24 protein-coding genes are annotated in these 25236 nt (G+C 60.9%); 14 read left to right on the top strand and 10 right to left on the bottom strand.

Going from position 1 to position 25236, the window contains the following annotated elements; all coding sequences use genetic code 11:
- Window positions 1-312: 312 nt before the first annotated feature.
- From ACEW8N_RS15650 to ACEW8N_RS15640, 3 genes are all read left to right on the top strand, one after another.
- The gene (locus tag ACEW8N_RS15650) at window positions 313-1773 is read left to right on the top strand and encodes an efflux transporter outer membrane subunit (protein WP_373500777.1); all 1461 of its coding nucleotides are present in this window, start codon (window positions 313-315) and stop codon (window positions 1771-1773) included.
- Window positions 1770-3041 carry an efflux RND transporter periplasmic adaptor subunit gene (locus ACEW8N_RS15645; RefSeq protein WP_373500776.1) on the top strand — a complete coding sequence of 424 codons (1272 nt, stop codon included), beginning with the start codon at window positions 1770-1772 and terminating at the stop codon, window positions 3039-3041. The genes ACEW8N_RS15650 and ACEW8N_RS15645 overlap by 4 nt, the downstream gene beginning before the upstream one ends.
- A gap of 81 nt (window positions 3042-3122) precedes the next feature.
- The gene (locus tag ACEW8N_RS15640) at window positions 3123-6323 is read left to right on the top strand and encodes an efflux RND transporter permease subunit (RefSeq protein ID WP_373500775.1); all 3201 of its coding nucleotides are present in this window, start codon (window positions 3123-3125) and stop codon (window positions 6321-6323) included.
- Here ACEW8N_RS15640 and ACEW8N_RS15635 read toward each other — a convergent pair.
- Window positions 6320-7474 (bottom strand): nitrogen regulation protein NR(II), encoded by a 1155-nt coding sequence (locus tag ACEW8N_RS15635; protein ID WP_373500774.1) that lies wholly within the window; start codon window positions 7472-7474, stop codon window positions 6320-6322. The genes ACEW8N_RS15640 and ACEW8N_RS15635 overlap by 4 nt on opposite strands.
- 499 nt (window positions 7475-7973) lie before the next feature.
- Between ACEW8N_RS15635 and ACEW8N_RS15630 the strand changes: the two genes are divergently transcribed.
- A complete protein-coding gene (locus tag ACEW8N_RS15630) occupies window positions 7974-8846 on the top strand; it encodes a hypothetical protein (protein WP_373500773.1) in 873 nt (290 codons plus the stop codon).
- Here ACEW8N_RS15630 and ACEW8N_RS15625 read toward each other — a convergent pair.
- From ACEW8N_RS15625 to ACEW8N_RS15615, 3 genes are all read right to left on the bottom strand, one after another.
- A complete protein-coding gene (locus ACEW8N_RS15625) occupies window positions 8800-10242 on the bottom strand; it encodes a mannose-1-phosphate guanylyltransferase/mannose-6-phosphate isomerase (RefSeq protein ID WP_373500772.1) in 1443 nt (480 codons plus the stop codon). The genes ACEW8N_RS15630 and ACEW8N_RS15625 overlap by 47 nt on opposite strands.
- Window positions 10243-10441: 199 nt before the next feature.
- On the bottom strand, window positions 10442-12157 hold the full coding sequence (locus ACEW8N_RS15620; RefSeq protein WP_373500771.1) for a bifunctional sulfate adenylyltransferase/adenylylsulfate kinase: 1716 nt from the start codon (window positions 12155-12157) through the stop codon (window positions 10442-10444).
- A gap of 297 nt (window positions 12158-12454) precedes the next feature.
- Window positions 12455-13315 carry a glycosyltransferase family 2 protein gene (locus ACEW8N_RS15615; protein ID WP_373500770.1) on the bottom strand — a complete coding sequence of 287 codons (861 nt, stop codon included), beginning with the start codon at window positions 13313-13315 and terminating at the stop codon, window positions 12455-12457.
- Window positions 13316-13621: 306 nt separating this feature from the next.
- Here ACEW8N_RS15615 and ACEW8N_RS15610 point away from each other — a divergent pair, with 306 nt between their 5' ends.
- The 7 genes from ACEW8N_RS15610 (at window position 13622) to ACEW8N_RS15580 (ending at window position 18035) form a co-directional block, all read left to right on the top strand.
- Window positions 13622-14614 carry a TAXI family TRAP transporter solute-binding subunit gene (locus ACEW8N_RS15610; RefSeq protein ID WP_373500769.1) on the top strand — a complete coding sequence of 331 codons (993 nt, stop codon included), beginning with the start codon at window positions 13622-13624 and terminating at the stop codon, window positions 14612-14614.
- Between the two features lie 93 nt (window positions 14615-14707).
- Window positions 14708-15277, top strand: coding sequence for a cob(I)yrinic acid a,c-diamide adenosyltransferase (locus tag ACEW8N_RS15605; RefSeq protein ID WP_373500768.1), 570 nt, complete (start codon window positions 14708-14710; stop codon window positions 15275-15277).
- 4 nt (window positions 15278-15281) lie between these two features.
- Window positions 15282-15965 (top strand): ferredoxin--NADP reductase, encoded by a 684-nt coding sequence (locus tag ACEW8N_RS15600; RefSeq protein WP_373500767.1) that lies wholly within the window; start codon window positions 15282-15284, stop codon window positions 15963-15965.
- 194 nt (window positions 15966-16159) lie between these two features.
- Window positions 16160-16438 (top strand): type II toxin-antitoxin system RelE/ParE family toxin, encoded by a 279-nt coding sequence (locus tag ACEW8N_RS15595; protein ID WP_373500766.1) that lies wholly within the window; start codon window positions 16160-16162, stop codon window positions 16436-16438.
- A gap of 12 nt (window positions 16439-16450) precedes the next feature.
- Complete coding sequence (locus tag ACEW8N_RS15590) at window positions 16451-16792, top strand: HigA family addiction module antitoxin (RefSeq protein ID WP_373500765.1); 342 nt, start codon at window positions 16451-16453, stop codon at window positions 16790-16792.
- A gap of 92 nt (window positions 16793-16884) precedes the next feature.
- A complete protein-coding gene (locus tag ACEW8N_RS15585) occupies window positions 16885-17640 on the top strand; it encodes a class I SAM-dependent methyltransferase (protein ID WP_373500764.1) in 756 nt (251 codons plus the stop codon).
- A gap of 107 nt (window positions 17641-17747) precedes the next feature.
- Complete coding sequence (locus ACEW8N_RS15580; RefSeq protein WP_373500763.1) at window positions 17748-18035, top strand: BrnT family toxin; 288 nt, start codon at window positions 17748-17750, stop codon at window positions 18033-18035.
- Window positions 18036-18078: 43 nt separating this feature from the next.
- Here ACEW8N_RS15580 and ACEW8N_RS15575 read toward each other — a convergent pair whose 3' ends face one another.
- Genes ACEW8N_RS15575 through ACEW8N_RS15560 form a run of 4 tightly spaced genes read right to left on the bottom strand, consistent with a single transcriptional unit; the run spans window position 18079 to window position 20410 of the window.
- Window positions 18079-18804, bottom strand: a complete 726-nt coding sequence (locus tag ACEW8N_RS15575) for a toprim domain-containing protein (protein WP_373500762.1) — start codon at window positions 18802-18804, stop codon at window positions 18079-18081.
- Window positions 18801-19022, bottom strand: coding sequence for a CHC2 zinc finger domain-containing protein (locus tag ACEW8N_RS15570; RefSeq protein WP_373500761.1), 222 nt, complete (start codon window positions 19020-19022; stop codon window positions 18801-18803). The genes ACEW8N_RS15575 and ACEW8N_RS15570 overlap by 4 nt, the downstream gene beginning before the upstream one ends.
- Window positions 19006-19872 carry an ExeA family protein gene (locus ACEW8N_RS15565; protein WP_373500760.1) on the bottom strand — a complete coding sequence of 289 codons (867 nt, stop codon included), beginning with the start codon at window positions 19870-19872 and terminating at the stop codon, window positions 19006-19008. Before ACEW8N_RS15565 ends, ACEW8N_RS15570 begins: the two co-directional genes overlap by 17 nt.
- Complete coding sequence (locus ACEW8N_RS15560) at window positions 19859-20410, bottom strand: hypothetical protein (RefSeq protein WP_373500759.1); 552 nt, start codon at window positions 20408-20410, stop codon at window positions 19859-19861. The genes ACEW8N_RS15565 and ACEW8N_RS15560 overlap by 14 nt, the downstream gene beginning before the upstream one ends.
- Window positions 20411-20626: 216 nt before the next feature.
- Here ACEW8N_RS15560 and ACEW8N_RS15555 point away from each other — a divergent pair, with 216 nt between their 5' ends.
- Genes ACEW8N_RS15555 through ACEW8N_RS15545 form a run of 3 tightly spaced genes read left to right on the top strand, consistent with a single transcriptional unit; the run spans window position 20627 to window position 23798 of the window.
- Window positions 20627-21871, top strand: coding sequence for a tyrosine-type recombinase/integrase (locus ACEW8N_RS15555; protein WP_373500758.1), 1245 nt, complete (start codon window positions 20627-20629; stop codon window positions 21869-21871).
- Window positions 21868-22806: a tyrosine-type recombinase/integrase gene (locus ACEW8N_RS15550; protein WP_373500757.1), complete on the top strand. Its 939-nt coding sequence runs from the start codon at window positions 21868-21870 to the stop codon at window positions 22804-22806. The genes ACEW8N_RS15555 and ACEW8N_RS15550 overlap by 4 nt, the downstream gene beginning before the upstream one ends.
- Entirely contained in the window at window positions 22803-23798 is a 996-nt protein-coding gene (locus tag ACEW8N_RS15545; protein WP_373500756.1) for a tyrosine-type recombinase/integrase, read from the top strand. Before ACEW8N_RS15550 ends, ACEW8N_RS15545 begins: the two co-directional genes overlap by 4 nt.
- A gap of 44 nt (window positions 23799-23842) precedes the next feature.
- Here ACEW8N_RS15545 and ACEW8N_RS15540 read toward each other — a convergent pair whose 3' ends face one another.
- On the bottom strand, window positions 23843-24727 hold the full coding sequence (locus ACEW8N_RS15540; protein WP_373500755.1) for a DDE-type integrase/transposase/recombinase: 885 nt from the start codon (window positions 24725-24727) through the stop codon (window positions 23843-23845).
- 101 nt (window positions 24728-24828) lie between these two features.
- The coding region (locus tag ACEW8N_RS15535) for a hypothetical protein (RefSeq protein WP_373500754.1) at window positions 24829-25236 on the bottom strand (408 nt) is incomplete at its 5' end.

The raw sequence follows: 25236 nt of genomic DNA, 5'->3' as shown, positions 1-25236 counted from the left end.
CCCGGGGCCTTCATTTCCGCCGGGGTCGCTGCTTTCCTTCGACCCCGGCCCCGCCATTTTCCCCAGTGCTTCAAGAGGTCAGATCCGGTTGGGAAGCGATTTTGAACCGGAACCCGCCGCCCCTGTCTTGAGAAATCGATGAATGCATCCTATCTTTGAACCATTCGGCTCGGAGGGGCGGCCTGTTGGCGCCGCAGCCCGAAGAACTCCGGCAGATTGCTGAAGACGGCATGGTCCTGCCCGGAAAGTGCGTGCGGGGAGGCCCCACTGGTGCGGCGTTTTGGAACGGAAGGGCGGGAAGGAGGTGCTTTTGTGACTGCACTGAAGAACATCGGCAGGCGTTCGGCAACCGCCGCGCTGCTGCTGGCTGCAGGCGCGTTTGGCGGGTTGGCCTCGTGCGCACTTTTCGACCCCGAAGGCCGGCCGGCGCTCCCGGGCGGCATGCCGGAAGTCTATTCCCTTCAGGCTGCCGGAAAATCCTCTACGGATTCATGGTGGCGCGGGTTTGGGGACTCCGAGCTGGACCGCCTCGTCGAAGCGGCCCTGGCGGGCGATTTCGGCATCCTGTCGGCCTGGACCAGGCTTCGGCAGGCGCAGGCCCTGGCGGTTCAGGCCGGGTCCGGGCTTCTCCCGGAGGTGGATCTGGAGGCCGGCGGCAGCCTGATCCGGCAGCGGCAGGCGGAGAACGACGGCGCCCGCACCCTGGAGGACTACGCCCTGGGGGTCTCAAGCCGCTACGAGATGGACCTCTGGGGCCGGATCCGATCGGAGCGTGAAGCGGCGCGCCTGGACTCGGCCGCCACCCGAGAGGATGTGGACGCCGCCGCCGTGACGGTAACGGCGGGTGTGGCGGAGCGATGGGCCGGCATCATCTCCAGCCGGATGCAGAAACAGCTTCTGGAAAGCCAGATGGAGAACAGCCGGATCTACCTCGAGCTGGTGGAGCTGCGCTTCCGCAAGGGCATGGTCGGCGCTCTGGATGTCCTCCAGCAGCAGCAGGTCGTCCAGGAAATCCGATCCCAGATTCCCCTGGTGGAAGCCGAAGAGCAGTTGCTGCATCATGAACTGGCGGTGCTGACGGGAAGGTTCCCCACCGCCCGGATGGAGATCACCCGAACGGAGATTCCCATTCCCGAAACCCTGCCGCCCACGGGGGTGCCGGCGGATCTGCTGGCCGCAAGACCCGATATCCGGGCCGCCGGGCTTCGGCTCGAAGCCGCGGACTGGCGGGTCGCAGCCGCCCGGGCCAACCGGCTGCCCGCCATCCGGCTGACCGGTGCGGCCTCCTACGGCGCGGGTGACCTGGAACTGATCTTCGACAACTGGTTTCTGCAGCTTGCGGCCGACCTGACGGCGCCTATATTTGACGGAGACCGGCGGAAAGCCGAGGTGGACTTCCAGAGGGCACTGGCCGACGAGACGCTCTGGGCGTATCGGAGGACCGTAGTCGGCGCGGTCAAGGAGGTGGAGGATGCCCTGGTCAGCGAGGGAAAGCGGCGGGAGCATATCCGCATTCTGGAGACCCGCCTCGGGACCGCGAACCGGGCCTTGACCCAGGCCGTTGAGCGCTACCGCCGGGGGCTTTCGGACTACCTTCCCGTGCTGACCCAGATCCTGGCCGCCCAAGGGCTGGAGCGGGACGTCCTGCTGCAGCGGACCCGGCTGCTGATCGATCGGATCGGTCTGTACCGGGCGCTGGGCGGGGGGTGGACAGACTCGGTGGCGGCGGAGGCCCCTGAAATGTCGGGATCCGGAAGGAGGCATGGGGGATGAAAACGACCGAACATGAGCAGAACCGCGCAGAATCTGCCGGCGGCCGTCCCGGCCGGCGGGGGCTCAGGCTCGTGATCCCCCTGGCGATCCTGATTGCCGGTGCCGCCGGGGCAGTCTATCTGAACCGGACCGGCCCCAAACCGCAGAAGAGAGCGCCCGATCCCATTGTGGCACTGGTGGAAACCATGACCCTGAAGCGAGCTGCGGAGCAGGTCGTGGTTCAGGCCATGGGGACCGTCCTGCCCGCCCGGGAGATGACCCTCAAGTCGCGGGTCGCCGGCGAGGTCATCCGCCATCATGCGGAGTTTTCGGAGGGCGGGCTTTTGAAAACGGGGGATGAGGTGATGCGGATCGATCCCGAGGACTATGAACTGGCGGTCCGGCAGAAGCAGAGCCAGGTCGCCAATGCCGTCTACGGCCTGAAGCTGGAGGAGGGCTACCAGGAGGTGGCGAGGCGGGAATGGGACCTCCTGGGCGGGGGCGGGGAGGCCAAAGCATCGGATGCGGAACTCGCCCTCAGAAAACCGCATCTCAGGAAGGCCCGCGCCGACCTGCGCGCAGCGGAGGCGGAGTTGACCCAGGCCCGCCTGAACCTGGCCCGCACCCGGATCCATTCGCCCTTCAACGCGGTGGTGCGGTCCCGCGCGGTGGCCATCGGCTCACAAATCATGCCCCAGGACACTTTGGGGCAGCTCGTGGGGACCGATGCATACTGGATCCAGGCATCGGTCCCGGTGGACCGCCTGAGCTGGATCGATGTTCCCCGGCGAACCGGCGAGGCCGGCGCCCCGGTCTTGATCCGGTACGGCGGCGGGCAGTGGACCCGGGAAGGCCGGGTCATCAAGCTGTTGAGCGACCTTGAACCCGGGGGCCGGATGGCCCGGATCCTCATCGAGATCCAAGACCCCCTGGACCTGGCGTCGGATGCCGCCGCCGCCCGGGGCGGACGTCCGCCGCTCCTTATCGGGGAATACGTGCTGATGGATATCCGGGGGGCCGAGGTGGCGGACGTGTTTCCCATTCCCCGGCAGGCGCTCCGGGACGACGACCATGTCTGGATCGCCAAACCGGACGGCATTCTGGCCGTCCGCAGGGTGACGCCGGTGTGGCGGGGGAGCGAAACGGTTTTCATCTCACACGGCCTGGCCGAGGGGGAAAGACTGATCGTTTCCGCGCTTGCCGCGCCGGTGGAGGGGATGCCGGTCCGCCTTGTCTCCGATGAAAAGAAGCCCGCGCCGTGGCGCTCCGGAACGTCCCGAAGCGACTGATCTGCCGGAAACCGGCCAGGATTCCGGAAGGCGGGGAAAGCGGCTCCGGTGAAATCCATCCGCCCGTGGAAGAGGGATGCCATGAAAATGACAAAAAATGAACGAAAAGGACCCATTGCATGGATGGCGGGCCACTCGGTGGCGGCCAATCTGTTCATGCTGGTCCTTCTCGTCGGCGGTTTCCTGATGAGTCGGGGCATCACCCAGGAGGTCTTTCCCGATTACGATCTGGATCTCGTGGAGATCACCGTCGCCTATCCGGGCGCCAGCCCCGAAGAGGTGGAGCGGGGGATCATCCTGGCGGTGGAGGAGGCGGTTCAGGGACTGGAGGGGGTTGAAGAGGTCCGTTCCGTTGCCGGCGAGGGCAGCGGCAAGGTGACGGTGGAGATGATCGAGGGCGAGGATATCCAGAAGCTCGTCCAGGAGATCCGGAATGAGGTGGACCGGGTCACCTCCTTTCCCGATGACGCCGAGGAGCCGACGGTGGCCATCGCCTCCCGAAAGCGATACGTGGTCTCACTGGCCCTCTACGGCGATCAGAGCGAACCGGTGCTGCGGGAATACGCCGAGTATCTTCGGGACCGCCTGATTCAGGAGGCGGACGTGACCCAGGTCGACCTCTCGGGGGTGCGGAACTACGAGATCAGCGTCGAAATTTCTCAGGACACGCTGCGAACCTACGGCCTGACCCTGGAGGAGGTGGCGGCGCGCATCCGTCGGGCCTCGGTGGAGCTGCCCGCGGGCGCCATCAAGACCGCCGCAGGCGACATCCTGGTGCGCATGAAGGAACGGCGGGATTACGGCCGCGAGTTCGGCCGGATCCCCATCATCGCGTCCAACGACGGCACGCAGCTCCTCCTGGAGGATATCGCGGTGATCCGGGACGGCTTCGAAGAGGTGGACTGGTCCGCCTCCTACAACGGAAAACCGGCGGTGATGCTCGATGTCTTTCGGGTCGGCGACCAGACCCCGATCTCCGTCTCCGATGCCGTGAAAGCGGTGGTGGCGGAGGTCAGGCAGACCTTCCCGCCGGGCCTTTCCGTGGACCTTCAGGACGACCGCTCCGACGTCTATCGGCAGCGCCTCGGGCTGCTGCTGAAAAACGGCTATCTGGGCCTGGGGCTGGTCTTCATCCTTCTGACCCTGTTTCTGGAGATCCGGCTGGCGTTCTGGGTGAGCCTGGGCATCCCCGTATCCTTCATGGGGGCCATGTTTATCCTCCCTCCGGCGGACGCGAGCATCAACATGGTGTCCATGTTCGCCTTCATTATCGCCCTGGGCATCGTGGTGGATGACGCCATTGTGGTGGGGGAAAACATTTATCACCACCAGCAGCGGGGCGCCGGCTGGTACGAGGCTGCCGTCAGGGGGGCGCGGGAGATCGCCCTGCCCGTCAATTTCAGCATCCTGACCAATGTCGTCGCTTTCATGCCCATGCTGTTCATTCCCGGTTTCATGGGCAAGGTCTTCCGGCAGGTCCCCATCGTGGTGATCAGCGTGTTCACCATCTCGCTGGTGGAAAGCCTCTTCATCCTCCCCGCCCACGTCGGCCGCCAGAAAGACTGGCAACCCAAAGGGGTCTTGGGGTGGATGGTGGTCAGGCAGCAGCGTTTCAGCGGCGTGTTCCTCAGGTCCGTCGGCCGCTGGTACGGTCCGCTCCTCGAGTTTTCGCTCAGGTGGCGCTACGCCGCCATTGCCCTGGGGGTCGGCATTTTGGCCCTGACCCTGGGGTATGTGGGGAGCGGCCGCATGGGGTTCGAGCTTTTCCCCAAGGTCGAATCTGATTACGCCATGGCGACCGCCACCCTCCCTTTCGGCACTGCGTATGACCAGACCGCCTCGGTCCGGCAAACCCTGGTTTCCGCAGCTCAGGCGGTGGCGGCGGAAAACGGGGGCGGCCGGCTGCTGAAAGGGATTTATGCCGAAATCAAGGGCAGCACGACCACCGTGAGCTTCTACCTGACGCCGCCGGAGCAGCGCCCGATTTCCACGTCGGAGGTGACGGCTCTCTGGCGGGATCGGGTTGGCGACCTGGCGGGCCTGGAATCCCTAAAATTCGAATCGGATGCCGGGGGGCCGGGGCGGGGGGCCTCGGTGTCGGTGGAGCTGAGCCACCCCCGGATGGACGTCCTTGAGCAGGCGAGCGCCGAACTGGCCGAATCCCTGCGCTTTTACCCCAGCGTCATCGACATCGATGACGGCTTTTCCCCCGGCAAGCGGCAGATTGATTTCCAGATCCGGCCCGAGGCCCGGAGCCTGAACCTTCGTTCGGAGGAGGTGGCCAGGCAGGTCCGGCACGCCTATTACGGCGCCGAGGCGCTCCGGCAGCAGCGGGGCCGGAACGAGATCAAGGTGATGGTGCGGCTTCCCCGGTCCGAGCGGGAATTCGAAAGCAGCCTCGAACAGATGATCCTGCGGACGCCCGCCGGCGGGGAGATTCCCCTACAGGCCGCGGTCACCCTCTCCAGGGGCCGCGCCTATACCGACATCAACCGGCGGGACGGCAGGCGGATCATCACGGCAACGGCCGACGCGAGTCCCCGAAGCGCAGCGGGCCAGGTGACCCAATCCCTCCAGTCGGAGATCCTTCCAGAACTGCAGAAGAAATATTCCGGCCTGCGCTTCAGCTTCGAGGGCAGCCAGGCCGATCAGCGGGAGAGCATGCGGAGCCTCGTGAAGGGTCTGCTCACGGCCTTTCTGGTGATTTTCGCCATGCTGGCCGTCCCGCTCAACAGCTATATCCAGCCGGCGGTGATCATGACAGCCATCCCCTTCGGCATCGTCGGGGCGGTCGCGGGCCACCTGATCATGGGATACAGCCTCAGCATCCTCAGCATGTTCGGGATTGTGGCCCTTTCCGGCGTCGTGGTCAACGACGCCCTCGTGCTCATCGACTTCGCCAACCGGAAGCGGCTGGACGGCCTGTCCGCCCGCGATGCCATCCTCGGGGCCGGCATCCACCGCTTCCGTCCGATCATCCTGACGACCCTCACGACCTTTTTCGGCCTGACGCCCATGATCTTCGAGACGTCTCGGCAGGCGCGATTCCTGATTCCCATGGCCGTCTCCCTCGGGTTCGGGGTCCTGTTCGCCACAGGGGTCACCCTGATTCTGGTGCCGGTGCTGTACCTGATCCTCGAGGATCTCCGGGGGCACGAGAGGGGCCGGGGCCGTGCCGCCGATGGAGAGGGGCGCGCTCTGGCGCGGAAGGCAGTGGTCGATATCCTGCCCGAGACCGCAGTGGAGGAAAAGCGCGCCGCCCGGCGCCGGCTGAGAAATTAATCGGAAAGATGCGCCGCTGGGAGGTCGGCCGGCAGGTAAATGCTGAAGCGGGTGCCGCAGCCGCAGCCGCTCTTGACGGTGATGGTGCCGTGATGGCTTCTGATGATGCCGTGAACGGCGGCGAGGCCAAGCCCGGTGCCGCGGCCCACCCCTTTGGTGGTGAAAAAAGGGTCGAATATCCTGGCCAGGGTCGGCGGATCCATTCCGATCCCGTTGTCGCCCACGGAGCACATGACGAACGGCCCCTTCCGGATATCATGGGAGAGGCAGAATGTTTCATCCGGAGAAAGGTTTTCCGTGGTGATGGTGAGTTCTCCGCCATCGAACATGGCCTGCCACGCGTTGATATAGAGATTCAGAATGACCTGGCGGATCATCTTTCTGTCAACCCGCGTTTTCCAGAGGTTTCTCTCATATTTTTTTCGGATGTGGATTTTTTTCCGGGTGCCCCCGAAGATTTGAGCGCACTCATCGACGATGTCGTTCAGGCAGGTGGACGCCACCTTGGCTTTTCTGCCGCTGTAAACCCCGAGAAGCTGGTTCGTCAGGTCTTTTGCGGCGTCGAGGCAGCTTTCGATCCCTTTCAGGTGTTCAAAATGCGGATGGGATGCATCGACATTCATCATCATGAGGGACGTTCGGCCCTGGATCACCATCATCAGGTTGTTGAATTCGTGGGCGATGCCGCCGGCCAGGGTGCCGACGGCCTCCATTTTCCGGGAGTGCAGAAGCTGGTTCTGGATGGTCCGCCATTCCCGCTCATGTTCCTTCAGGCGGGTGATATTGGTCGAAACGTGGAGCCGCGCCATCTGTCCGTGGCGCCAGCGGATGGCACGGCCGAAATGGATGTAATGTTTTCCCGTGACGGGGTTTACCGACTCCCACTCGATGGGGTCGTCGGGCGAAAGCAGGCTTTTTGCCATCAGCGCCCGGTTGTTGCAGTCCGGGCAGGGCGCCTTTTGCCGCCGGATGACGGCATAGCATTTCCGGCCTGCGGCATCGGCCCTGAAATCCATCCGCATCTTCCGGTTCATGAACAGAATATCGTGGGTTTCGAAATCCGTGACGCAGACATGGACGTCGATGGCATCGAGCACGGCGAGGAAAGGCATATTTTCCGTTGCCGCTTCACAGGTCAGTCTATCGGACATGAAGGCGTGGGTCCTTTATATGAAGGTATGGCGATGCGATTCATGGCTGACAGCAATGGGTTCCACCCAAATGAGACCCTTCGGATTCGACTTCAACACGTTGTTATTTTATGATATGGCGTATGAAATGCCATGGGCCGATGATGCGGGCGTGTCATGGTAACGATATGAACGAGATTATAGAAGAATCCTGCTTCTGTCTATAGGTACAAATACCTATTTTCATCGATTTTTTTTAGAGGGTGCTGTTGTGTCCGCCCGAATAGAGGTTACTATAATTTTGGTTTGATTCGGTAATGCCTACCTTACCTCCATCTGAATCAACCGTATCGCCCTCCGGGATTCCTCCCGGAGGGCTTCCGGCGGTATGGCCGCATCTGGGTGCCGGGGAATCGGCGGAGGCGGTGCGGCTGTGGATGGCCGACATCCCGACGCGAATGCAACCCTTCGGGGTCGGCTGGCGGAGAGATCGATTGGGTGAATCGCTGAAGGGGGTGGGATGCCGTCTCAGAAGGAAATCGACGCGGGGGTTCCGGGCGGGGTTTACCTCTGCCAGGTGAATGATAACGTTTCGTGCGGCGCCTGCTGCGGCCTCTACAATGTCGAACGCGCCGACAGGCATGCTCTTGCGGCCATGCTGGAATATCGCACCCGCCGATTTTCAGGGACCCCGAGGACGATGGATGCCATATTGGGTTTCGCGGAGGAGATCCACGGGCATGAGCCCGCCCTGATGCCGTATCCCGAATTCCATCATTGCCCCTACATCGGCATGGTCGGTGATAAAAAAGCCCGGGTGGGCTGCCTCCTTCATCCCCTGGCCGACGGCAACGGCGGGGTCGATTTCCGCGGGCTGAGCTATTACGGCGGCATGGCCTGCCGCACCTATTTCTGCCCGACCTGCAAATCCATGAACCCGGTTTACAAGCGGGTGATCCGGAGCGTGGCCGATGACTGGCACGCATACGGGCTGATCGTTACGGAAGCCGTTCTGGTGGATTCGTTTTTCAAGGAGCTGGAAAGCCTTCTGGGGCGTGCGCTCGACGCCGGGGACATCGTTGGTCATGAAGGGCGGGAAGCGCTGATCCGCCGTTTCATCGGACTCCGCCGCGACTGGCCGTTCCGGTCACGCCCGGAGAAGCTGTGCAATTACTTTTTCGAGGACCGAAGGTACCTCAAGTCGCCCGTGGATTATGGTCCGGCAGGGGGCGGCGAATCGGGGCAGCCCCATGATGCGCTGTTTCGGGAGCTGGAATCTCGCTTTGCATCCGAAGAAGCGTTGCGGGCCGCGGAGCGGATGTTCGACGAGCTGTTCGATGAATGGGTCACTCTGGTTGACGCATCTCCCCATAAGGGTCCTCGAGGCGGATGATGTCATTCTCCCCGAAATAGTCGCCCGACTGGACCTCGACGATCTCCAGGGGGATTTTCCCGGGGTTGCTCAGGCGGTGAGGCAGGCCCTGCGGAATAAAGGTGGCGCTGTTTTCGTTGAGAATGATCTCCTCATCCCCCCGGACGACCATTGCGGTGCCCCGCACGACGATCCAGTGTTCGGCCCGGTTGAAATGCTTCTGGAGGGCGAGGGCTGCGCCGGGCTTCACCGTGAGCAGGTTGACCTGAAACCCTTCGGATTTTACAAGGTTTTCGGAGTTGCCCCAGGGTTTGAAGGCGGTCTTGTGGGTGACGGTTTCGCCGCGCCGGGCGTCCTTCAGTTTGTTGACGAGGATCTTGACGTCCTGGACCCCGCTCCGGGGGGAAATGAGCACCGCATCCGCGGTCTCCACCACAATGTGATCCTTCAGGCCCACGGCGGCGATGAGGCGGGTGCCGGCCCGGAGATAGGAATTGCTGACATTGTGAAGCAGGACGTCGCCATGGACCACGTTGTCGTCGGCGTCTTTTTTTCCCGCCTGCCAGAGCGCTTCCCATGACCCCAGGTCGCTCCATCCGGCCTGGAGGGGAATCATGGCCCCCCGGGCCGTTTTTTCCATGACGGCGTAGTCGATGGAATCGCTCGGACAGGCCTCGAAGGAAGGCCGGTCGAGCCTGAAAAAGTCGAGATCCTCCCTGCCGTTCTCAAGGGCCTGCCTGCAGGCTGCGACCATCTCGGGAGCCCAGGTTTCCATCTCCGCGATCAGGGTGGCCGCCCTGAAGAGAAACATCCCGCTGTTCCAGCAGAAATCCCCGGAGTCAACATAGGCGACGGCGGTGTCGTAATCGGGCTTTTCCACGAAGCGCTCGATGGCCACGGCGGACGGACCGCCCTCTGGAGCCTCTTCCGAAAGCAGGCGGCCCTTTTTGATATACCCGTATCCGGTCTCCGGCGCATCGGGGACGATGCCGAAGGTGATGAGGCGGTCCTGCCCGGCAAGCCGGACGCCGGCTGAAACCGCTTTTTGGAATGCCTGCGTGTCCCGGATGAAGTGGTCCGCGGGCAGGATCAGAAGCAGCGGATCATCCCCCGAAGCGAGCGCCCTCAGGGCGGCGACGGCGACGGCGGGGGCCGTGTTCCTGCCGACCGGTTCCAGTATGATGTCGGCATGGCCCATGCCCATGGCCCGGAGCTGCTCGGCGACCATGAATCGATGGTTTTCGTTGCAGATGACGATGGGGGCAGCCATGTCTTCGACACCGGAAAGACGGATGAGGGTATCCTGGAGCATGGTGTTGTCCGTCACCAGCCCGAGGAGCTGTTTGGGATGGAGTTCCCGCGAAAGGGGCCACAGCCGTGTGCCCGATCCGCCGGCGAGAATCACCGGATATATCATGTATCCACCTCTCTTGTGCGGTATCGACTTCCCGAAAAAAACAAATATGAGATGGGCTCGCAAAAAGTCGCGCCTCCCACGGATTCGTATGAAGCCCAAGATCAATACTTGCGAATCTTGAGGAATGAGGCGTACTTGGCGTACGCCGCAGTGACGAAGGATGACGCGTAACGCAGATATTGGGCTTTTTACGAATCTATCAAATATAGCCTTTTTCGTTCAGAAATAGAAGGATATCTTTCACCGCCTCGTTGGGGGTCATGTGGGTCGTGTCGATGCGGATCTCAGGGGCTTCGGGGGCCTCATACGGGTCGTCCACGCCGGTAAATCCCTTGATGAGCCCCGCTCTGGCCTTGGCGTACATCCCTTTTCGGTCCCTTTTTTCGCATTCTTCGATGGGCGTCGCCACATGGACCTCGGCAAATCCGCCGTATCCCTCGATCAGCTTCCGTATTTCCGTGCGGGTCGTTGTGTAGGGCGCGATGGGGGCGCAGATGGCGATGCCCCGGTTCTTGGTGATCTCGCTGGCCACGAACCCGATGCGGCGCACGTTGATGTCCCGATGCTCCTTTGAAAAATTCAGTTCCCGGGAAAGGTTCTGCCGGACGATGTCGCCGTCCAGGAGGGTCACGGGCCGATCCCCCAGCTCCAGGAACCGGGCATAGAGGATCTTGGCGAGGGTCGATTTTCCGGCGCCCGAAAGACCGGTGAAAAAGACCGTGAGCCCCTGTTTCCGGGGAGGCGGATAGGATTTTCGGAGCGTCGCGATGACCTCGGGAAAGCTGGCCCAGGGCGGGATCTTGCGCCCGGTCCGGATCCGGGTCCGGATGTCGAACCCGGAAAAGGAGAGCGTCTGGGTGCCCTCGGGCACCTGGTCGGCGAAACGGTATTCATCCTCGAAGGGCAGGTACAGCATCTCGGGAAATCCCAGAATCCGGACGCCCAGATCCTCCTCGCAGGTCTCGGCGATCTCCCGGGCGGCTTCGCCGGGATAGAACGGCCGTCCGTTCGGGCCCCTGTCCGGCGACCCGTGATTCTGCCCGACGATGAAGTGGGTGCACCCGTAATTCTTGGCGATAATGGCGTGAAGGAGCGCCTCCCGGGGGCCAGCCATCCGGTTGGCCAGGGGCAGCAGATTCAGGAGATGGGCGTCGGGGGGATAGCGCCGTTCGATCTCCCGGTAGCACCGGATGCGGGTGTAATGATCGAAATCCCCGGGCATGGTGATGCCGACCGTCGGCAGGATCAGCAGGTTGGCCGCGGCTTTCCGCATGGCCTTCAGGGTCATCTCGAACTGGGGGCGATGGATGGGGTTCCGGGTGTGAAATCCGATGAGCCGCTCCCATCCCAGCTTTTTGCTGGTCTGCCGGATCTCGGCCGGTGACCGCCGCAACTGCTGAAAATCGAAATGCGGCGGGAGATGAACCACCTCGATACGGCCGCCGATATAGGTGTCCCCGCAGGCGTTCATGAGATGGTCCACGCCCGGATGGGATGGATCGCGGGTGCCGTACACCATCTCCGCCTCTTTTTCCTTTTCCGCCATGAAGATGTCTTCGATATGCATCACGGCGAGGAGGAACCCTTCGGCGTCCCGGAGGGCGACGGACTGGCCCGCTTCAAGGCCTCTGGCGGCAAGACCGTTCACATCCAGACAGACGGGCAGGGGCCACAGAAGGCCGTTCTGGAGCCGCATCCGGTCCAGGACCGATGCGTATTCGGACTGGACCATGAAGCCCCGGAGCGGGGATAAGGCGCCCGTGGCGAGCAGTTCAAGATCGCACATCTGGCGATCCGTCAGGGTGATGTCCGTCAGTTTGCGGGCGATATCCTTGAGCAGTCCGGTGCGTTCGTCGTCTGCCACGAGATTGACGAGTTCGCCGCCGTGAGGGGCTGAAGCATCCATTTCTTCCATAGGGGGTCCTTTATGTCTGATGATGCCGGCGGCGCCGGCATCGGGTGGTCGTCATCACGGCTTTCCCCGGGAAAGCGCGGTCCTGAGATAAAATATGTTATTGGCATTTAATATAAACGCTCCGAAATATCAACCCCATATTGCACATGCCGCCATGATTTGACGCTTCCTCGGCGCGTCTGATATCGGCTGCGGATACTCTTCCGGGATGGGCCGTCCGTGGTCTCGAACGGGCGATGAAACGGCCTGTCATGCGGGGCCTGGGTGCTGATTCTGATGGACAGGCGGACCCGCCGTCTACCCTTGACTGGACGGGTTATCAAAATGGAACCGATGGGGAAGGGCAAGGTAGAAGGATGCCTCGTCGCGCCGGCCCCGTTTCCGGCATCCTTCGGCGTAGATGCGGCATTTGTCCGACAGGACCGCCATGGCGGCGCTCCGCTGGCGGGGGGTGAGGGGCTCGGCCTCGATGCATTTGACAAGGGCTGCGATCCGGAACCGGTCCAGCCCCGGTGCCTTTGAGAGCTGATCCGGATGGCCGCCGTGCCTGACGACAAGGGATTCGTCCACCAGAAAAACCGGGAAGCGGCAGCTTACCCGAAGCCACAAGTCATAATCCTCACACGCCGGAAGGGTTTCATCGAAGGGGCCGACGACCTCAAAGAGCGCCCTTCGCATCATCACGGCCGACGGGCTGACCAGGCAGAGATGCAGGGACGGCTCGAAGATCATTCCCGACGGTTTCTGGTGCCGCTTCCCGGGGTTGACCCGGACCCCGTTTCGGATCCAGAGCTCCTGGGTCTGGCAGATCAAAGCCTCCGGCCGGCGCTCGAAAAAGGCGGTCTGCCTGCAGAGCTTTTCGGGGAGCCAGCGGTCGTCGGAGTCGAGAAAGGCGATGAGATTTCCGGAGGCATGCGCGAGGCCCGTGTTCCGGGCGGCGCTGACGCCCCGGTTGTCCTGGCGCAGGACGGAGATGCGGTCCCCGTAGGACCGGAGCAGGTCCGTCGTGCCGTCTGTCGAGCCGTCGTCCACGACGATCAGCTCGAAGGCGCAGTCCTTCTGGACCAGCACGGAATCAACGGCCGCCCCGAGGCTCCATGCCCGGTTATGGGTCGGAATAATGACGCTCACGAAGGCAGATTCAGGGCGGCCGCTCATGACCGCCACCATAGCGCCATCGACATCACCGGACAAGGAAATTCGGGTGCGGGCGAATTGCGGGCGGCGGCTCTTTCATCGGCATTCGGCGCAGCGGGAAGCGTTGGTGAAAGAAAGGGGTACAAAATTCTAAGGTTATAAATTAATTGCCTTTGCAGTGTCGATTTGATATCAACCAATCGGTTGCGTCCGAGGCCTATGTGCAGGGGCGCCGCAGGGGTTGCGGCATCCCGACCGCTCGGGCGGGCGTCGAGTCGCCGGAATGTATGGGCGGTGCCCATACTGGAGCCGAAGCGGATGGCAGGAATGAAGAAATCATGGATCATCGGCCTGGCGGTTTTCATCGGTACGGTGCTGCCGATGGGGGAGGTGCTTCCGGAAACCCGGGATCGGTCTGCTTTCGTGACGATCGGCACCGGCGGCACAACGGGTGTCTATTACCCGGCGGGCAATGCGATCGCCAGAATCGTGAACCCGGGATGGGGGGACCATGGGGTCCGATGCACGGTGGAGTCGACCGCCGGCTCGGTGTTCAACGTGAACGCGATTCTGGCAGGGGATCTTGAGTTCGGGATCGTCCAGTCGGATCGCCAGTACCAGGCCTGCAACGGGCTTGAGGAATGGGCAGCCAAAGGACCCCAAGAGCGCCTCCGCGCGGTGTTCAGCCTCCATCCCGAGTCGGTCACCCTGATGGCGTCGGTCGATTCCGGCATCAGGACCCTTGCGGACTTGAAGAACAAGCGCGTCAATATCGGGAACCCCGGTTCCGGGCAGCGTCAGAATGCCATTGATGCCCTGGAGGCGGCCGGCCTCGATTATGAAAAGGACATGAAAGCGGAAGGGATCAAGGCCGACGAAGCCCCGGTTCTCCTCCAGGAGGGCCGGATCGACGCTTTTTTTTATACGGTGGGCCATCCGAGCCAGGCCTTTTTCGATGCCGCGGCCGGGGCCGCCAAAGTCCGTTTCGTGCCCGTCACCGGCCCCGGGATCGACAGGCTTGTCGCAGAAAAATCCTACTACGCCAAATGTGTTGTCCCCGTCGATCTCTATCCCGGCGTCGCATACCCGGCCGAACAGGTCGACACCTTCGGCATGAAAGCCACCTTCATGACCTCGGCCGAGGTCCCGGAGGATGTCGTTTATACCATCACCAGGATCGTCTTCGAAAACCTGGAGGCCTTCAGAAAGCTGCATCCGGCCTTCCAGACCCTGACCCGGGACGGGATGCTGGAAGGGCAGTCGGCGCCGATCCACCCCGGGGCGATGCGGTATTACAGGGAAGCGGGGCTGATGAAATAATCCGGTTCGCCAGCAGCGCCCGAAGGCCCGGCGGCCTTCGCGCCGACGTGGAATAAATCGAGGTTGTCAGAAGGGATATAAAGGAGTCCGGTGGTGAAAATTTATACAGGCGGGGGTGATCGGGGCAAAACAAGCCTTTTCAGCGGGGAACGGGTGGCCAAAAGCGATGCGCGGGTCGAGGCCTATGGAGAGGTGGACGAATTGAATGCGATCCTCGGGGCCCTTGGGGCATCGCTTCTGCCGGAACAGCAGGCCGTCCGGGATGAACTCAGCCAGATCCAGAAGGACCTCCTGACCGTCGGCGCCCTTCTGGCGACCCTGCCCGACGCCCCCCATTTTTCAACCCTTGCCCGGATCGGAACGGAAAGAATCGAGGCCCTGGAAACGGCCATGGACCGCATGGACGCGCAGCTCCCGCCGCTCAAAAGCTTCATCCTCCCCGGAGGCAGCATGCAGGCCGCCTGGGCCCATGTCGCCAGAACGGTCTGCCGGCGTGCCGAGCGGCGGATCATCCGCCTGGAGGCTTCCGGTGACGCGGAATCCCCCGCAGCGAAGCGGCAGAACCTTCTTGTCTATATCAACCGTCTTTCCGATTATCTCTTCATGCTGGCCCGGCATTGCAACGCGGCCGCCGGCGTGGAGGATATTCTCTGGAACAGCTGAGGGGATGCCGGAGCTTGTCCCCAGACCCTTCGCCGCCGCGATTGCCGGGCGGCGCAGCCTGTCGCGAGACACCTTTGAACTCCGCCTGAACCGTCCCCCGGATTTTTCCTTCACCCCCGGGCAGTTCATCCGGTTGATCGCCGCGGGGGAGGCGGGGGTTGTCCAGGAAAGGGATTATTCCCTGATCTCCATTCCCTCGGACCCGGAGATCGGCCTGCTGATCCGGGATACCGGCACCGGCCGCTTCTCCTCCTTTCTCGGGGCGGCGGAACCGGGCACCCTCCTCCAATTCACCGGCCCACACGGGTATTTCACCTATCGGGAAACCGGGCGGCCGGCGGTCTTCGTGGCCACCGGGACGGGCCTTGCCCCCTTTGTCTCCATGGCCCGTTCGGGCGTCACCGGATTTCTGCTTCTCCACGGCGTCCGGGCTGCATCCGACCTCTATTACGAGTCACTGTTTCGCAACCACCCCTGCCGGTACGTCCCCTGCCTCTCCGGCGGCGGAACGGTGGACGCCTGCCCTGAAGCCTTTCACGGCCGGGTGACGGCCTATATGGAAGACCGACTCCTTTCCGGGGAATACGACTTCTACCTGTGCGGCAGAGGGGAGATGATCCGGGAGGCCACCCTCCTGATCGACGATCGCTTCCCCGGCAGCAGGGTCTATTCCGAAATGTTCTATTAGAAGCCTTGACCGTCTTAGCGTGAGAAAGCACCAGGTAAAATTCTAATCGTTGTTTGGTACCACCACTTGGAATTCAATTCATGAGCATGCCGTCGTTCAGCATGTCACTGCCGGGACGATGGATAAAACGCGGTTTCTTAGGCAGACTTAATCACGTTTGACGTTATTCACGAGATGCGTTATTATAAAAGAATATGATCAGATCCTTTAAATGCGAATACACCGAGGCGCTTTCTAAAGGCCTGAATGTAAAACAATATGTCAATATTGCCAAGGTTGCCCGGCGGAAACTGAGGCAGCTCGAAATCGCTAATCGCCTTGAGGAGTTGAGAGTTCCACCCGACAATTACCTTGAAGCGCTTAAGGGCAATCGTTCCGGTCAATACAGTATTCGCATCAATGATCAGTGGCGAGTCTGCTTTCGCTGGTCGGATGGATTTGCAGAAGACGTCGAAATTGTTGATTACCATTAAGGAGTTTCCAGCATGAAAAAACTTGACCCCTTAACCCCAGGTGAAATCCTGTTTGCAGAATTCCTTAAACCCCTGGGCCTCAGCCAGTATCGTTTGGCCAAGGAAATTGGCGTTCCTGCACAACGTATCAGTGAAATTGTTGCAGGTAAACGATCGGTCACAGCGGATACCGATTTGAGGTTATGTCGATTTTTTGGTCTATCCAACGGCTATTGGCTGCGTGCACAGGCTGCTTTTGATACCGAAGTCGCGGAGCGCAACATTGGTCCCTTGATAAAAAATATCAAACCGTGGTCAGAGCATTCGGCCCAACCATCAAATTCAGCGGACGCAAAAAGCAATGCGGCTGATTAGCGAGCGATCTGCACTCAAGCTTCGCGTGAGCAAGCCGGGCCAAGCGGGTTATCCGCAGCACCTTTCGCCTACAGTAAAGAAGAGATGACATTATGAATGATTACAAACTATTAGTCGACCTACACAAGCAAGGCCATCGGCAAGGACCGGGCGGGGATGCCGAGACGGAACAAGCGCTCAATCTGGCCATGGCCGACCGGACAGCGCCGCTGAAGATTGCAGACATTGGCTGTGGTACGGGGGCATCCACCCTCCTGCTCGCCCGGCTCTTGAATGCTGCCCGAATCACGGCGATGGACTTCCTTCAGGACTTTCTGGACGTGCTCAAGGAGACAGCTGAAAACATGGGGGTGGCCGATAGGATCTCGACGCTTGCATGCTCCATGGACAACCTGCCATTCGCGGATAAGGAATTGGATGTCATCTGGTCCGAGGGCGCAATCTATAACATCGGATTTGAAAAGGGTGTAGCGGACTGGCGACGTTACCTGAAAGCGGGTGGCCTGTTGGTTGCTTCCGAGATTACATGGATCACGGACTCCCGTCCAACGGAACTCCAGAACCATTGGGACAGCGAATATCCGGAAATCGATGTGGCCTCGGCCAAGATCATGGTTCTGGAAAAACACGGCTATTCGCCAGTTGGGTATTTTGTGTTACCGGAACGTTGCTGGCTGGATCAGTATTACCGGCCCTTGCAGGCCAGGTTTGAGGACTTCCTGAATCGGAACGGAAACAGTGAAGAGGCACGCGCTATCGTTGCAGCGGAGCAACGGGAAATCGGTCTTTACGAGACGTACAAGGCTCACGTCAGCTACGGGGTGTATGTCGCAAAGAAACTGGGGTAGAAAGTCGAACACGGCGCTGCACTGGACGGGGATTCCGCAGCGCTCCATAGCGGCAGTTGAGCTCAGTCGCTACGCTCCAAAATTATTTATAATACGAGGATTAAAACGTGCGTTTTGAATGGGATCCGGAAAAAGCAAAGAGAAACCTCGAAAAACACGGCGTGTCGTTTGAGGAAGCCGTAACCGTGTTCTATGATCCTCTGTCGGCAACATTTGATGACCCGGATCACTCGGTGGGCGAATCCCGCTACATTACTGAGTCGACGTGTTCTATGATCCTCTGTCGGCAGCATTTGATGACCCGGATCACTCGGTGGGCGAATCCCGCTACATTACTGAGTCGATTCTTTATAAATGATGGACGGTCATTCACGCTATTTGAAGGAGGTTCATGAAGCCATCGCGTGAATCGGCCCTCTGTCGAGAATCGGTACGGGTTCAAAGAGAAAAGAATCGATATCGATCAACACCAGCTCTCAACTGCCTATCAGAGAGGTCATCCGGGTCGAAGCCGTCAGGCAAATGATGGGTGACAACCTGCGTTTTCCCAGCAAAGCTAGCGGCAATTTTTTCTGCCGCTTTCCGGCCGGCGGCATCGCCATCGAGCATCAAGAGTATGGCAGGCGTCTTTTCGAGCCATTCCCGCTGAGCAGATGAAAGTGATGTACCCAGAAGCGCAACGGTATTGGGAAAACCCGCCTGCCAGAGGCGCATGACCCCCCGGGGGCATTCGACCACAATGATGCCCTGATGGCGGAAGCAAGCGGCTCTGTGTGCATTGAACAATATTTCGGATTTAGGAAGGCACTTGGGGAAGCGCCACTTTCCCCATTTTTCGATTTCAACCGGATCGAGACGGCGGCCGCAATAGCCAAGGGGATTGCCGTGGATATCATGCAGGCGCACGGCGATGGTGCGTTTCAAGAAAGCACTGCGCTCGGCCACGCCGGTTTCAAACCGCAGAGCCGTGTCGATGGTGATCGCCTTGTTTTTCTGAAGGAAAGAGGCGACGGGGTTGAGCGATATCCGGAGAGAGAAGGGGCGAAAGCGGCTGTCAGGGGCTGAGGGAGGGATCGGAGGTGATAGCGGTTCCATGCCGTCACCCAGCCGTTTGAGGAGACGTGCGGCATCGCGGCAGGAGCAGTTTTCGATTTTCCGGATCAACGCCACCCGTCTCCGCCGCCGCAAGAGGTGAAGCAATGCCAGATTCCCCGGTCCAGATCGGCCCGGAAAGCCGTGGGATTGTCCCCGTTGTGGAGGGGGCACGGGCCGAAGAGCCGGTGATCCCTGCGCCTGAGCCTGGCTGTCAGGCCGTAGGCGCAAAGGATGTGCGCCAAAGAGATCCGGGACTTGAGTCGCCTGAAGTCATATGCCGGATTCATTGGCGCCGGCGGCGCGTTTGGGCGCCTGTCTTTGGGGCCTGGTGGGAGAAAATGCCTTCAGGAACAGTTGTTCATCGATCTGGCTGACCTGAGCCTGCGCCGCCAGATCCAGCAGCTCCGCGGCCATCATGTTGAGCATGCGCAGATTGCCTGCGGCATGCTCGACAAGCGTCGTCTTCAACCCCGCGGTCATCAGCTGGGTGGCGCCGGCCATTTGGAGGCCGTGCTCCAGGTAGTCCATCAGCGCATCGCGGCCATAGGCTTCGATGTTCAACCGCGCCCGGATGCGGGAGCCGAGGGAGAGCAGCTCCGGCAGGCGGAAGCGGTTGAGCAGCTGCATGTCGCCGGCAAGCACCGTGGTCAGCAGGCATTGGGAGTCAAAGCGCTCGGAGCCGAGCAGGCGGATCTCCTTCAGGCAGTCGGTGCCCATCTCCTGGGCTTCATCGACCAGCAGAACCGGCCGGTACAGGGTGGCGCGGATATGATCGTGCCATCGCCGGCGAAGGGCCTTGAACCCGCCGTATCGTTTTGCCGGCGACAGGTTCACGCCGAAGATCGTTCCCATTTCGCGGTAGAAATCCGCCACGGAACTCTGGGGGCGTTCCATGACGCCGACCACGACATCGGGCAGCTTTGCCAGATGGCTTTGCAGCAGCTGCAGGCACTTGGACTTGCCCAGGCCGGGATCGCCGCAGATCAGGGTGAAGCCGCCTTCCATGGCCAGATGGCGCACGCGGAACAGGAAGCGATCGAAGCCCGGCGGCTGCCACAGGGCCTCGGTGGGGATGTCGGGGGCAAACGGATTCCATTTCAGGCCGAACAGCGCGAGGTGGTCCTTAGGGCTGATCATTTTCCACCTCCTCTTTCGGGATGTAGGCGGGGGGCAGACCCGTTGCCGCATACTCGGCCAGGATGTTCTGAAGCAGCGGGGGGATCGGATCCGAACCGCTGTCAGGCGGCGGGCCGGTATGGCCCTGGAGGCTGCGCCTTTTGCCGTCGCTGTTTTTGATTTTGTCCAGCGGATAGATGGCGCTGATGGCTTCATCGGTGCGCGGATCGACGATCCACGCCCGGCTCAGGTCCCAGGACTGATAGCGCACATGGACGCGGCCGAAGTGGCGCATCTGCGAGGGCAGCTCAAAACGCACCCCCTTGAGCTGGATCGTCCCGTCGCTTTTTCGCTGGACCCTGGACTCACGGGCGGTGAATGCCAGGTTCATCTGCTCGCTGTCGGGCGCCCGGCGCGAGACATCCGGGCCTTCGAGCATCCGTTCCACGGGCGATGTGGCGATCTCATGGTGAAGATTGCGGTTGTACTCCCGCTCCACCCATGCCTGGGTGGCGTCATTGAGGAAGCGCAGTTTCAGTGGCTCGACCCGATGCACCATGGCCAGCAGCCGACCCTCGAGACGGCCCCAGAAGGACTCCTGCTTGCCGTTTTGATACTTATGGGGTCAACCCCATAAGTATCATTATGTGGCGCCCGAAAATATGTGGCGTCAAATCGCAGGATTGCCTTGGTCAGCCGACGGCAAACAGGATTGCGCCACATAATATTTTGTTCGATGATGAGCCTCCATCTAACCCTAAAAAGGAGGCCGATCATGTTTGAGACCTTGTTCAAGCGCCCCACTGTTTTGGCCCGCTACCGTGAGGGACCACTCTCGGAAGCCCGAGAACGATTTCTCGAGCAATGTGCAATGCACGGCTATTCTCGCGCTATGTTGCAAAAAATCGCCTGGGTACTGTTGTCGATAGCGCAGCGCATCGACATTGACCACGGTAAAGTGACAACGCGCGACATTGAACTGGCCGTAGAGGGTCGCGAAGGCTTTAAGCACTCGCCCGAGCGTACGCAGAACTCCCAGGGATCTCGTCAACTGTTTATCCACATCGCGACCGCATGGGTTCGTAGCCTCGGCTGCTTTGAACCGCCCCGTGAGGCGGAGAGCCCCTTTACAGCCCATATCACATGTTTTTCCATGTATTTACGCGAGGAACGAGGGTTGTCGCCAGTAACCATTTCGACTCGTTGTGAGCGTATGGCCTGGTTTTTCGAGAGCCTGCATCCAAATCAAAAGTCGTTGCATACGATCTCGATTGCCGATGTGGACGCCTTCATCGAGGCGAAGGGCAACAAAGGTTGGAGTCGTTCGTCATTGGCCAGCTTGGCCAGCAGTTTGCGCAGCTTCTTTCGTTACGCTGAAGGCCAGGGCTGGTGTAACCCGGGCACGGCTGCCGCCATCGAGTCACCTCGGCTCTATGCCCGAGAAGGACTCCCTGAGGGGCCGAGCTGGGAAGACGTCCAGCGCCTGCTTGCCAGCACCCGCGGGGATCGTCCCGCCGATGTCCGGGATCATGCCATATTGATGCTGCTAGCCGTTTATGGGCTTCGTCGAGGCGAGGTCGCTCGGCTGCAGTTGGACGACCTTGACTGGGCCGGCGAGCGGATCGTGGTGTCACGCCCCAAGCAGTATCGCATCCAATGTTACCCCTTGGTGTCCGCGGTCGGGGAGGCCATCCTGCGCTATCTGCGTGAAGTGCGGCCACACTGCGCGCATCGGACCCTGTTTCTGTCGTTGGCCGCTCCCATTCGCCCGCTCTCAGCCCCGAGCATCACCCCCATCGTACGTGCACGCCTGAGCGCTCTGGGGGTGGCCTTGCCCCGTCGTGGTGCCCATTGTCTGCGTCACGCCTGCGCCAGTCACCTCCTCGCTTCAGGCTTTTCACTGAAACAAATCGGAGATCATCTCGGTCATCGCTCCGCCAATTCCACGCTAAACTACACCAAAATCGACCTTGCCGGACTACGGCAGGTGGCCGAACTCGATCTGGGGGGGCTGCTATGACGCTCTCGGAAGTCGTTTCCCTGTACGTCTCTCACAACCGCGCCTTGGGACAACGGTTTCGAACCGAAGAGGCTATTCTGCGATCTTTCTGCAAGGCGGTAGGCAATGGACCCATCGCGACCATTGAGGCGGGGGCCGTACTGGCTTTCCTCAACGGCAATGGGCCGGTCACCGAGTACTGGGTGAAGAAGTATCGCGTGCTCTCCGGCCTATACCGATACGCTCTGGCACGGGGGTTGGCAACGGTTTCACCGCTGCCTCGCGATATTCCAAAACCAACCGTCCCTGAGTTCGTGCCATACATCTACTCCCATGAAGAGCTCAAACGCCTGACCGATGCTGTCCCAGCCGCCTGTGCGGGCCGCGTACCCATTGAGGAGGAGGTCTTCAGGACCTTGCTTTTGCTGCTTTACGGCGCAGGGCTGCGTATCGGTGAAGCTCTGACACTTACCCCGGGGGAAGTGGATCTACGCCAAGCGTGCCTTCGAGTCCGTGAGACAAAGTTCTTTAAGAGCCGTCTGGTCCCACTGGGCAAGGATTTAACTAAGCTCCTGACTGAGTACGTAGTCAGGCGTCATGGACGTCACACCGCGTCAACGGAGGCACCCCTCTTCTGCTTCCACGACGGGTCGCCCCTAAGCCAGACCGCTGCACGCAGCGCCTTTCGACGTCTGCGCTCACATGCGGGTGTGCTGCGCGATGGCGAAGCCCGTCGTCAGCCACGGCTTCACGATCTGCGCCATACGGCTGCCGTTCATCGTATCATTGCGTGGTATCGCAGCGGAGCAGACTTGCAGGAACTGCTACCCAAGCTGGCAACCTATCTGGGTCACTCAGATCTGTCTTCGACGCAACGCTATTTGACGATGACGCCGGAACTGCTGCGGCAGGCAAGCCTGCGTTTCGAACACTACGCTATAGGAGAAAAATCATGATTGACAGGACTTTGCTTGGCCCCTGGGTGCGGCGTTTTTTGCTCGAATATCTGGTGAAAGAGCGCAACCTCTCGATCAATACCCGCACCAGCTATCGGGACATACTGGTGCTGGTTCTGCCATACGTAGCCGGGCAACTCAAAAAGCCTGTCGACCGTCTGGTGGTCGTCGACCTGTCGCCTGAATTGATTCGTAAATTCCTCACCCATTTGGAACAAAACCGTCGTTGTTGCGTCGCTACCCGCAATCAACGCCTGAGTGGCCTGCATGCGTTGGCGCGATTCATCGGTGAGAACAGCCCTGAGCACGTCGCGTGGTGCGCGCAAGTCCGGCTCATCCCGTTCAAGAAGACCTCTCAACCGGGCATAACCTACCTGGACAAGCCGGAAATGGATGCACTCTTGGCCACACCCGATCGCTGCACGCCTCTGGGGCAACGCGACTATACCTTGCTGCTCTTTCTCTATAACTCGGGGGCGCGGGCGAGCGAAGCGGCCGAACTCAGAATTGCGGATATTGACTGGCATACCCAATGTGTCAGGATCATCGGCAAAGGCAAAAAACCGCGCACTTGCCCGTTGTGGCCCACTACGGTGGAACAACTGCGTTGGATCGCCGCCCAGCGCGGGCCGGAACAACGCGTGTTTCTCAACCGCAATGGTCAGCCCATTACTCGTTTCGGCATCCACACCCTGGTCGAGCGCCACGCCTTGAGAGCCGCAGTGCAAGCGCCCTCGCTCGGTACAAAGCGGGTCAGTCCGCATATGATCCGGCACACCACCGCAACCCATCTTTTGCGTGCAGGCGTCGACATCAATACCATCCGCGCCTGGCTGGGTCACGTCTCGCTCAACACGACCAACATCTACGCAGAGACCGACCTCGAAACCAAAGCGCGTGCCCTGGCCACTTGTACACCCGTCAGAGAGGGTACCAAGATGAAGTCCTGGAGACGCCAACCCGACCTGATGGAGTTTCTACTCGGGCTGTAGCCGAAATGTTATGTGGTGTCCAATTTGCTCCCGGCGGCTGGCCATCAATGCCTGGAAACCTGACGCCACATATTTTCGGGCGCCACATAATGATACGGACTGTAGGCCAGGGTGGGACGGTGCTCGATGGCCAGCCGCATCAGCCCCTGGCGGGTCTCTTCGGCGATCATGGCCGAGCCGTTGTCGGTCATCAGCGCCCTGGGAAGGCCCCGCTTGTGAAACGCCTGGAGCAGTCCGTGAATCAGCACCTCCGCCGTTTCGGAAAGATACCACTGGATATGGCAGCAGAGCCGGGACCGGTCGTCGAGAATGCACAGGGCCCTTGCCTTGTGCCAGCTGCCGTTGACATCGACCACGCGGCTGCCTTCGTGAAAGTCGAGGTGCCACAGGGCGTGAACATATCCGGACTCATAGCTGCGCACCTCGCAGGCCGAAAGCCTTTCGGCGGCCTGCTTCTGCCCCGGCGTTCTTGTATTCGGCCTCTTCAGCCAGCCCCGCTCCTTCATGCGCCTGAGAACGGTGGCATAAGAAGGCATCTGCCCGAGATCGGGGTTTTGGGATACCAGCGCCGCCAGGTTGTCCACATGCAGCCGGCAGCTCCAGGCCGGGTTGTCCCTGTACTGGCGCTCGAGGACCTCCATCAGCCGCGGGGTCATGGCCGCTGCACAGCCGATGTCGCTGCGGGGCTTGCGCCTCAGCTCCCGGACCGGGTCCTGAGATCGCAATGCCTTGTAATACCAGCGTTCAATCGTCGAGGCGCCGAAGCACACATCCCTATCCTCGATGGGATGGCGATAGCGTTTTTTCGCCAATCGCTCGATCTCCCTGCGCAACTGGCCTTTCTCCGGCGGGGCGCTGAGCAGCGGACCGACCACTGAAAACCGAAAATGGGCCCATGCACTCAACGTAGGGTTGTCTTTTTCCGTCATGGCGGCTCCTTTCCTGAATTTGTGGATGGAGCCTATGCATAGACGACTTCCGGCCTGTTGACTATTTCCCATCTTTTGCGGGACGCGGGGGGGCCGTCGTGTTACGTGATGGATCCTGCTCCGTCCGCCATAAATTGCAGGCATTTGACCAGGGCTGTTTCCGGCGGGTGAAACCTTTCCATAAACCGGCTCAGCAGGTCCCCCGGCAGACGGCTGTTCCCCACGCCGGCGTCGAGCCTGCCCCGGAGACGCTTCCACTGCTCGCCCACGGGAAACTCCTCGCTGAAATACCGAATCCAGCGGGTGATCGTCTGGCGGGAAATCGAAAACATCCGTTGAAGCCTGCGGATACTCTTGCCTTCAGGCCGGTTCTGCCGGAGGGCCATCACAACAAGGATGACACAGCCCCAATAAACCCGTCTTCCATCGAAACGGGCTGAGGGCGGCAAGGTCCGGCGCCGGCACCCTTCCCGGCTGCAGCACAGGCTGAATCGAACCAGATGAGCCTC

The sequence above is a fragment of the Desulfococcus sp. genome, from assembly GCF_041737845.1.
GTDB lineage: Bacteria > Desulfobacterota > Desulfobacteria > Desulfobacterales > Desulfococcaceae > Desulfococcus.
This window is presented reverse-complemented; position numbering and strand designations above follow the sequence as displayed.

Bases quoted from the DNA above. Each gene is read 5' to 3' on its own strand.
- ACEW8N_RS15645 (WP_373500776.1), top strand. From the start codon at position 1,770: ATGAAAACGACCGAACATGAGCAGAACCGCGCAGAATCTGCCGGCGGC.
- ACEW8N_RS15640 (WP_373500775.1), top strand. From the start codon at position 3,123: ATGAAAATGACAAAAAATGAACGAAAAGGACCCATTGCATGGATGGCG.
- ACEW8N_RS15635 (WP_373500774.1), bottom strand. From the start codon at position 7,474: ATGTCCGATAGACTGACCTGTGAAGCGGCAACGGAAAATATGCCTTTC.
- ACEW8N_RS15630 (WP_373500773.1), top strand. From the start codon at position 7,974: ATGCCGTCTCAGAAGGAAATCGACGCGGGGGTTCCGGGCGGGGTTTAC.
- ACEW8N_RS15625 (WP_373500772.1), bottom strand. From the start codon at position 10,242: ATGATATATCCGGTGATTCTCGCCGGCGGATCGGGCACACGGCTGTGG.
- ACEW8N_RS15620 (WP_373500771.1), bottom strand. From the start codon at position 12,157: ATGGAAGAAATGGATGCTTCAGCCCCTCACGGCGGCGAACTCGTCAAT.
- ACEW8N_RS15615 (WP_373500770.1), bottom strand. From the start codon at position 13,315: ATGAGCGGCCGCCCTGAATCTGCCTTCGTGAGCGTCATTATTCCGACC.
- ACEW8N_RS15610 (WP_373500769.1), top strand. From the start codon at position 13,622: ATGAAGAAATCATGGATCATCGGCCTGGCGGTTTTCATCGGTACGGTG.
- ACEW8N_RS15600 (WP_373500767.1), top strand. From the start codon at position 15,282: ATGCCGGAGCTTGTCCCCAGACCCTTCGCCGCCGCGATTGCCGGGCGG.
- ACEW8N_RS15595 (WP_373500766.1), top strand. From the start codon at position 16,160: ATGATCAGATCCTTTAAATGCGAATACACCGAGGCGCTTTCTAAAGGC.
- ACEW8N_RS15590 (WP_373500765.1), top strand. From the start codon at position 16,451: ATGAAAAAACTTGACCCCTTAACCCCAGGTGAAATCCTGTTTGCAGAA.
- ACEW8N_RS15585 (WP_373500764.1), top strand. From the start codon at position 16,885: ATGAATGATTACAAACTATTAGTCGACCTACACAAGCAAGGCCATCGG.
- ACEW8N_RS15570 (WP_373500761.1), bottom strand. From the start codon at position 19,022: ATGAATCCGGCATATGACTTCAGGCGACTCAAGTCCCGGATCTCTTTG.
- ACEW8N_RS15565 (WP_373500760.1), bottom strand. From the start codon at position 19,872: ATGATCAGCCCTAAGGACCACCTCGCGCTGTTCGGCCTGAAATGGAAT.
- ACEW8N_RS15560 (WP_373500759.1), bottom strand. From the start codon at position 20,410: ATGGTGCATCGGGTCGAGCCACTGAAACTGCGCTTCCTCAATGACGCC.
- ACEW8N_RS15555 (WP_373500758.1), top strand. From the start codon at position 20,627: ATGTTTGAGACCTTGTTCAAGCGCCCCACTGTTTTGGCCCGCTACCGT.
- ACEW8N_RS15550 (WP_373500757.1), top strand. From the start codon at position 21,868: ATGACGCTCTCGGAAGTCGTTTCCCTGTACGTCTCTCACAACCGCGCC.
- ACEW8N_RS15545 (WP_373500756.1), top strand. From the start codon at position 22,803: ATGATTGACAGGACTTTGCTTGGCCCCTGGGTGCGGCGTTTTTTGCTC.
- ACEW8N_RS15540 (WP_373500755.1), bottom strand. From the start codon at position 24,727: ATGACGGAAAAAGACAACCCTACGTTGAGTGCATGGGCCCATTTTCGG.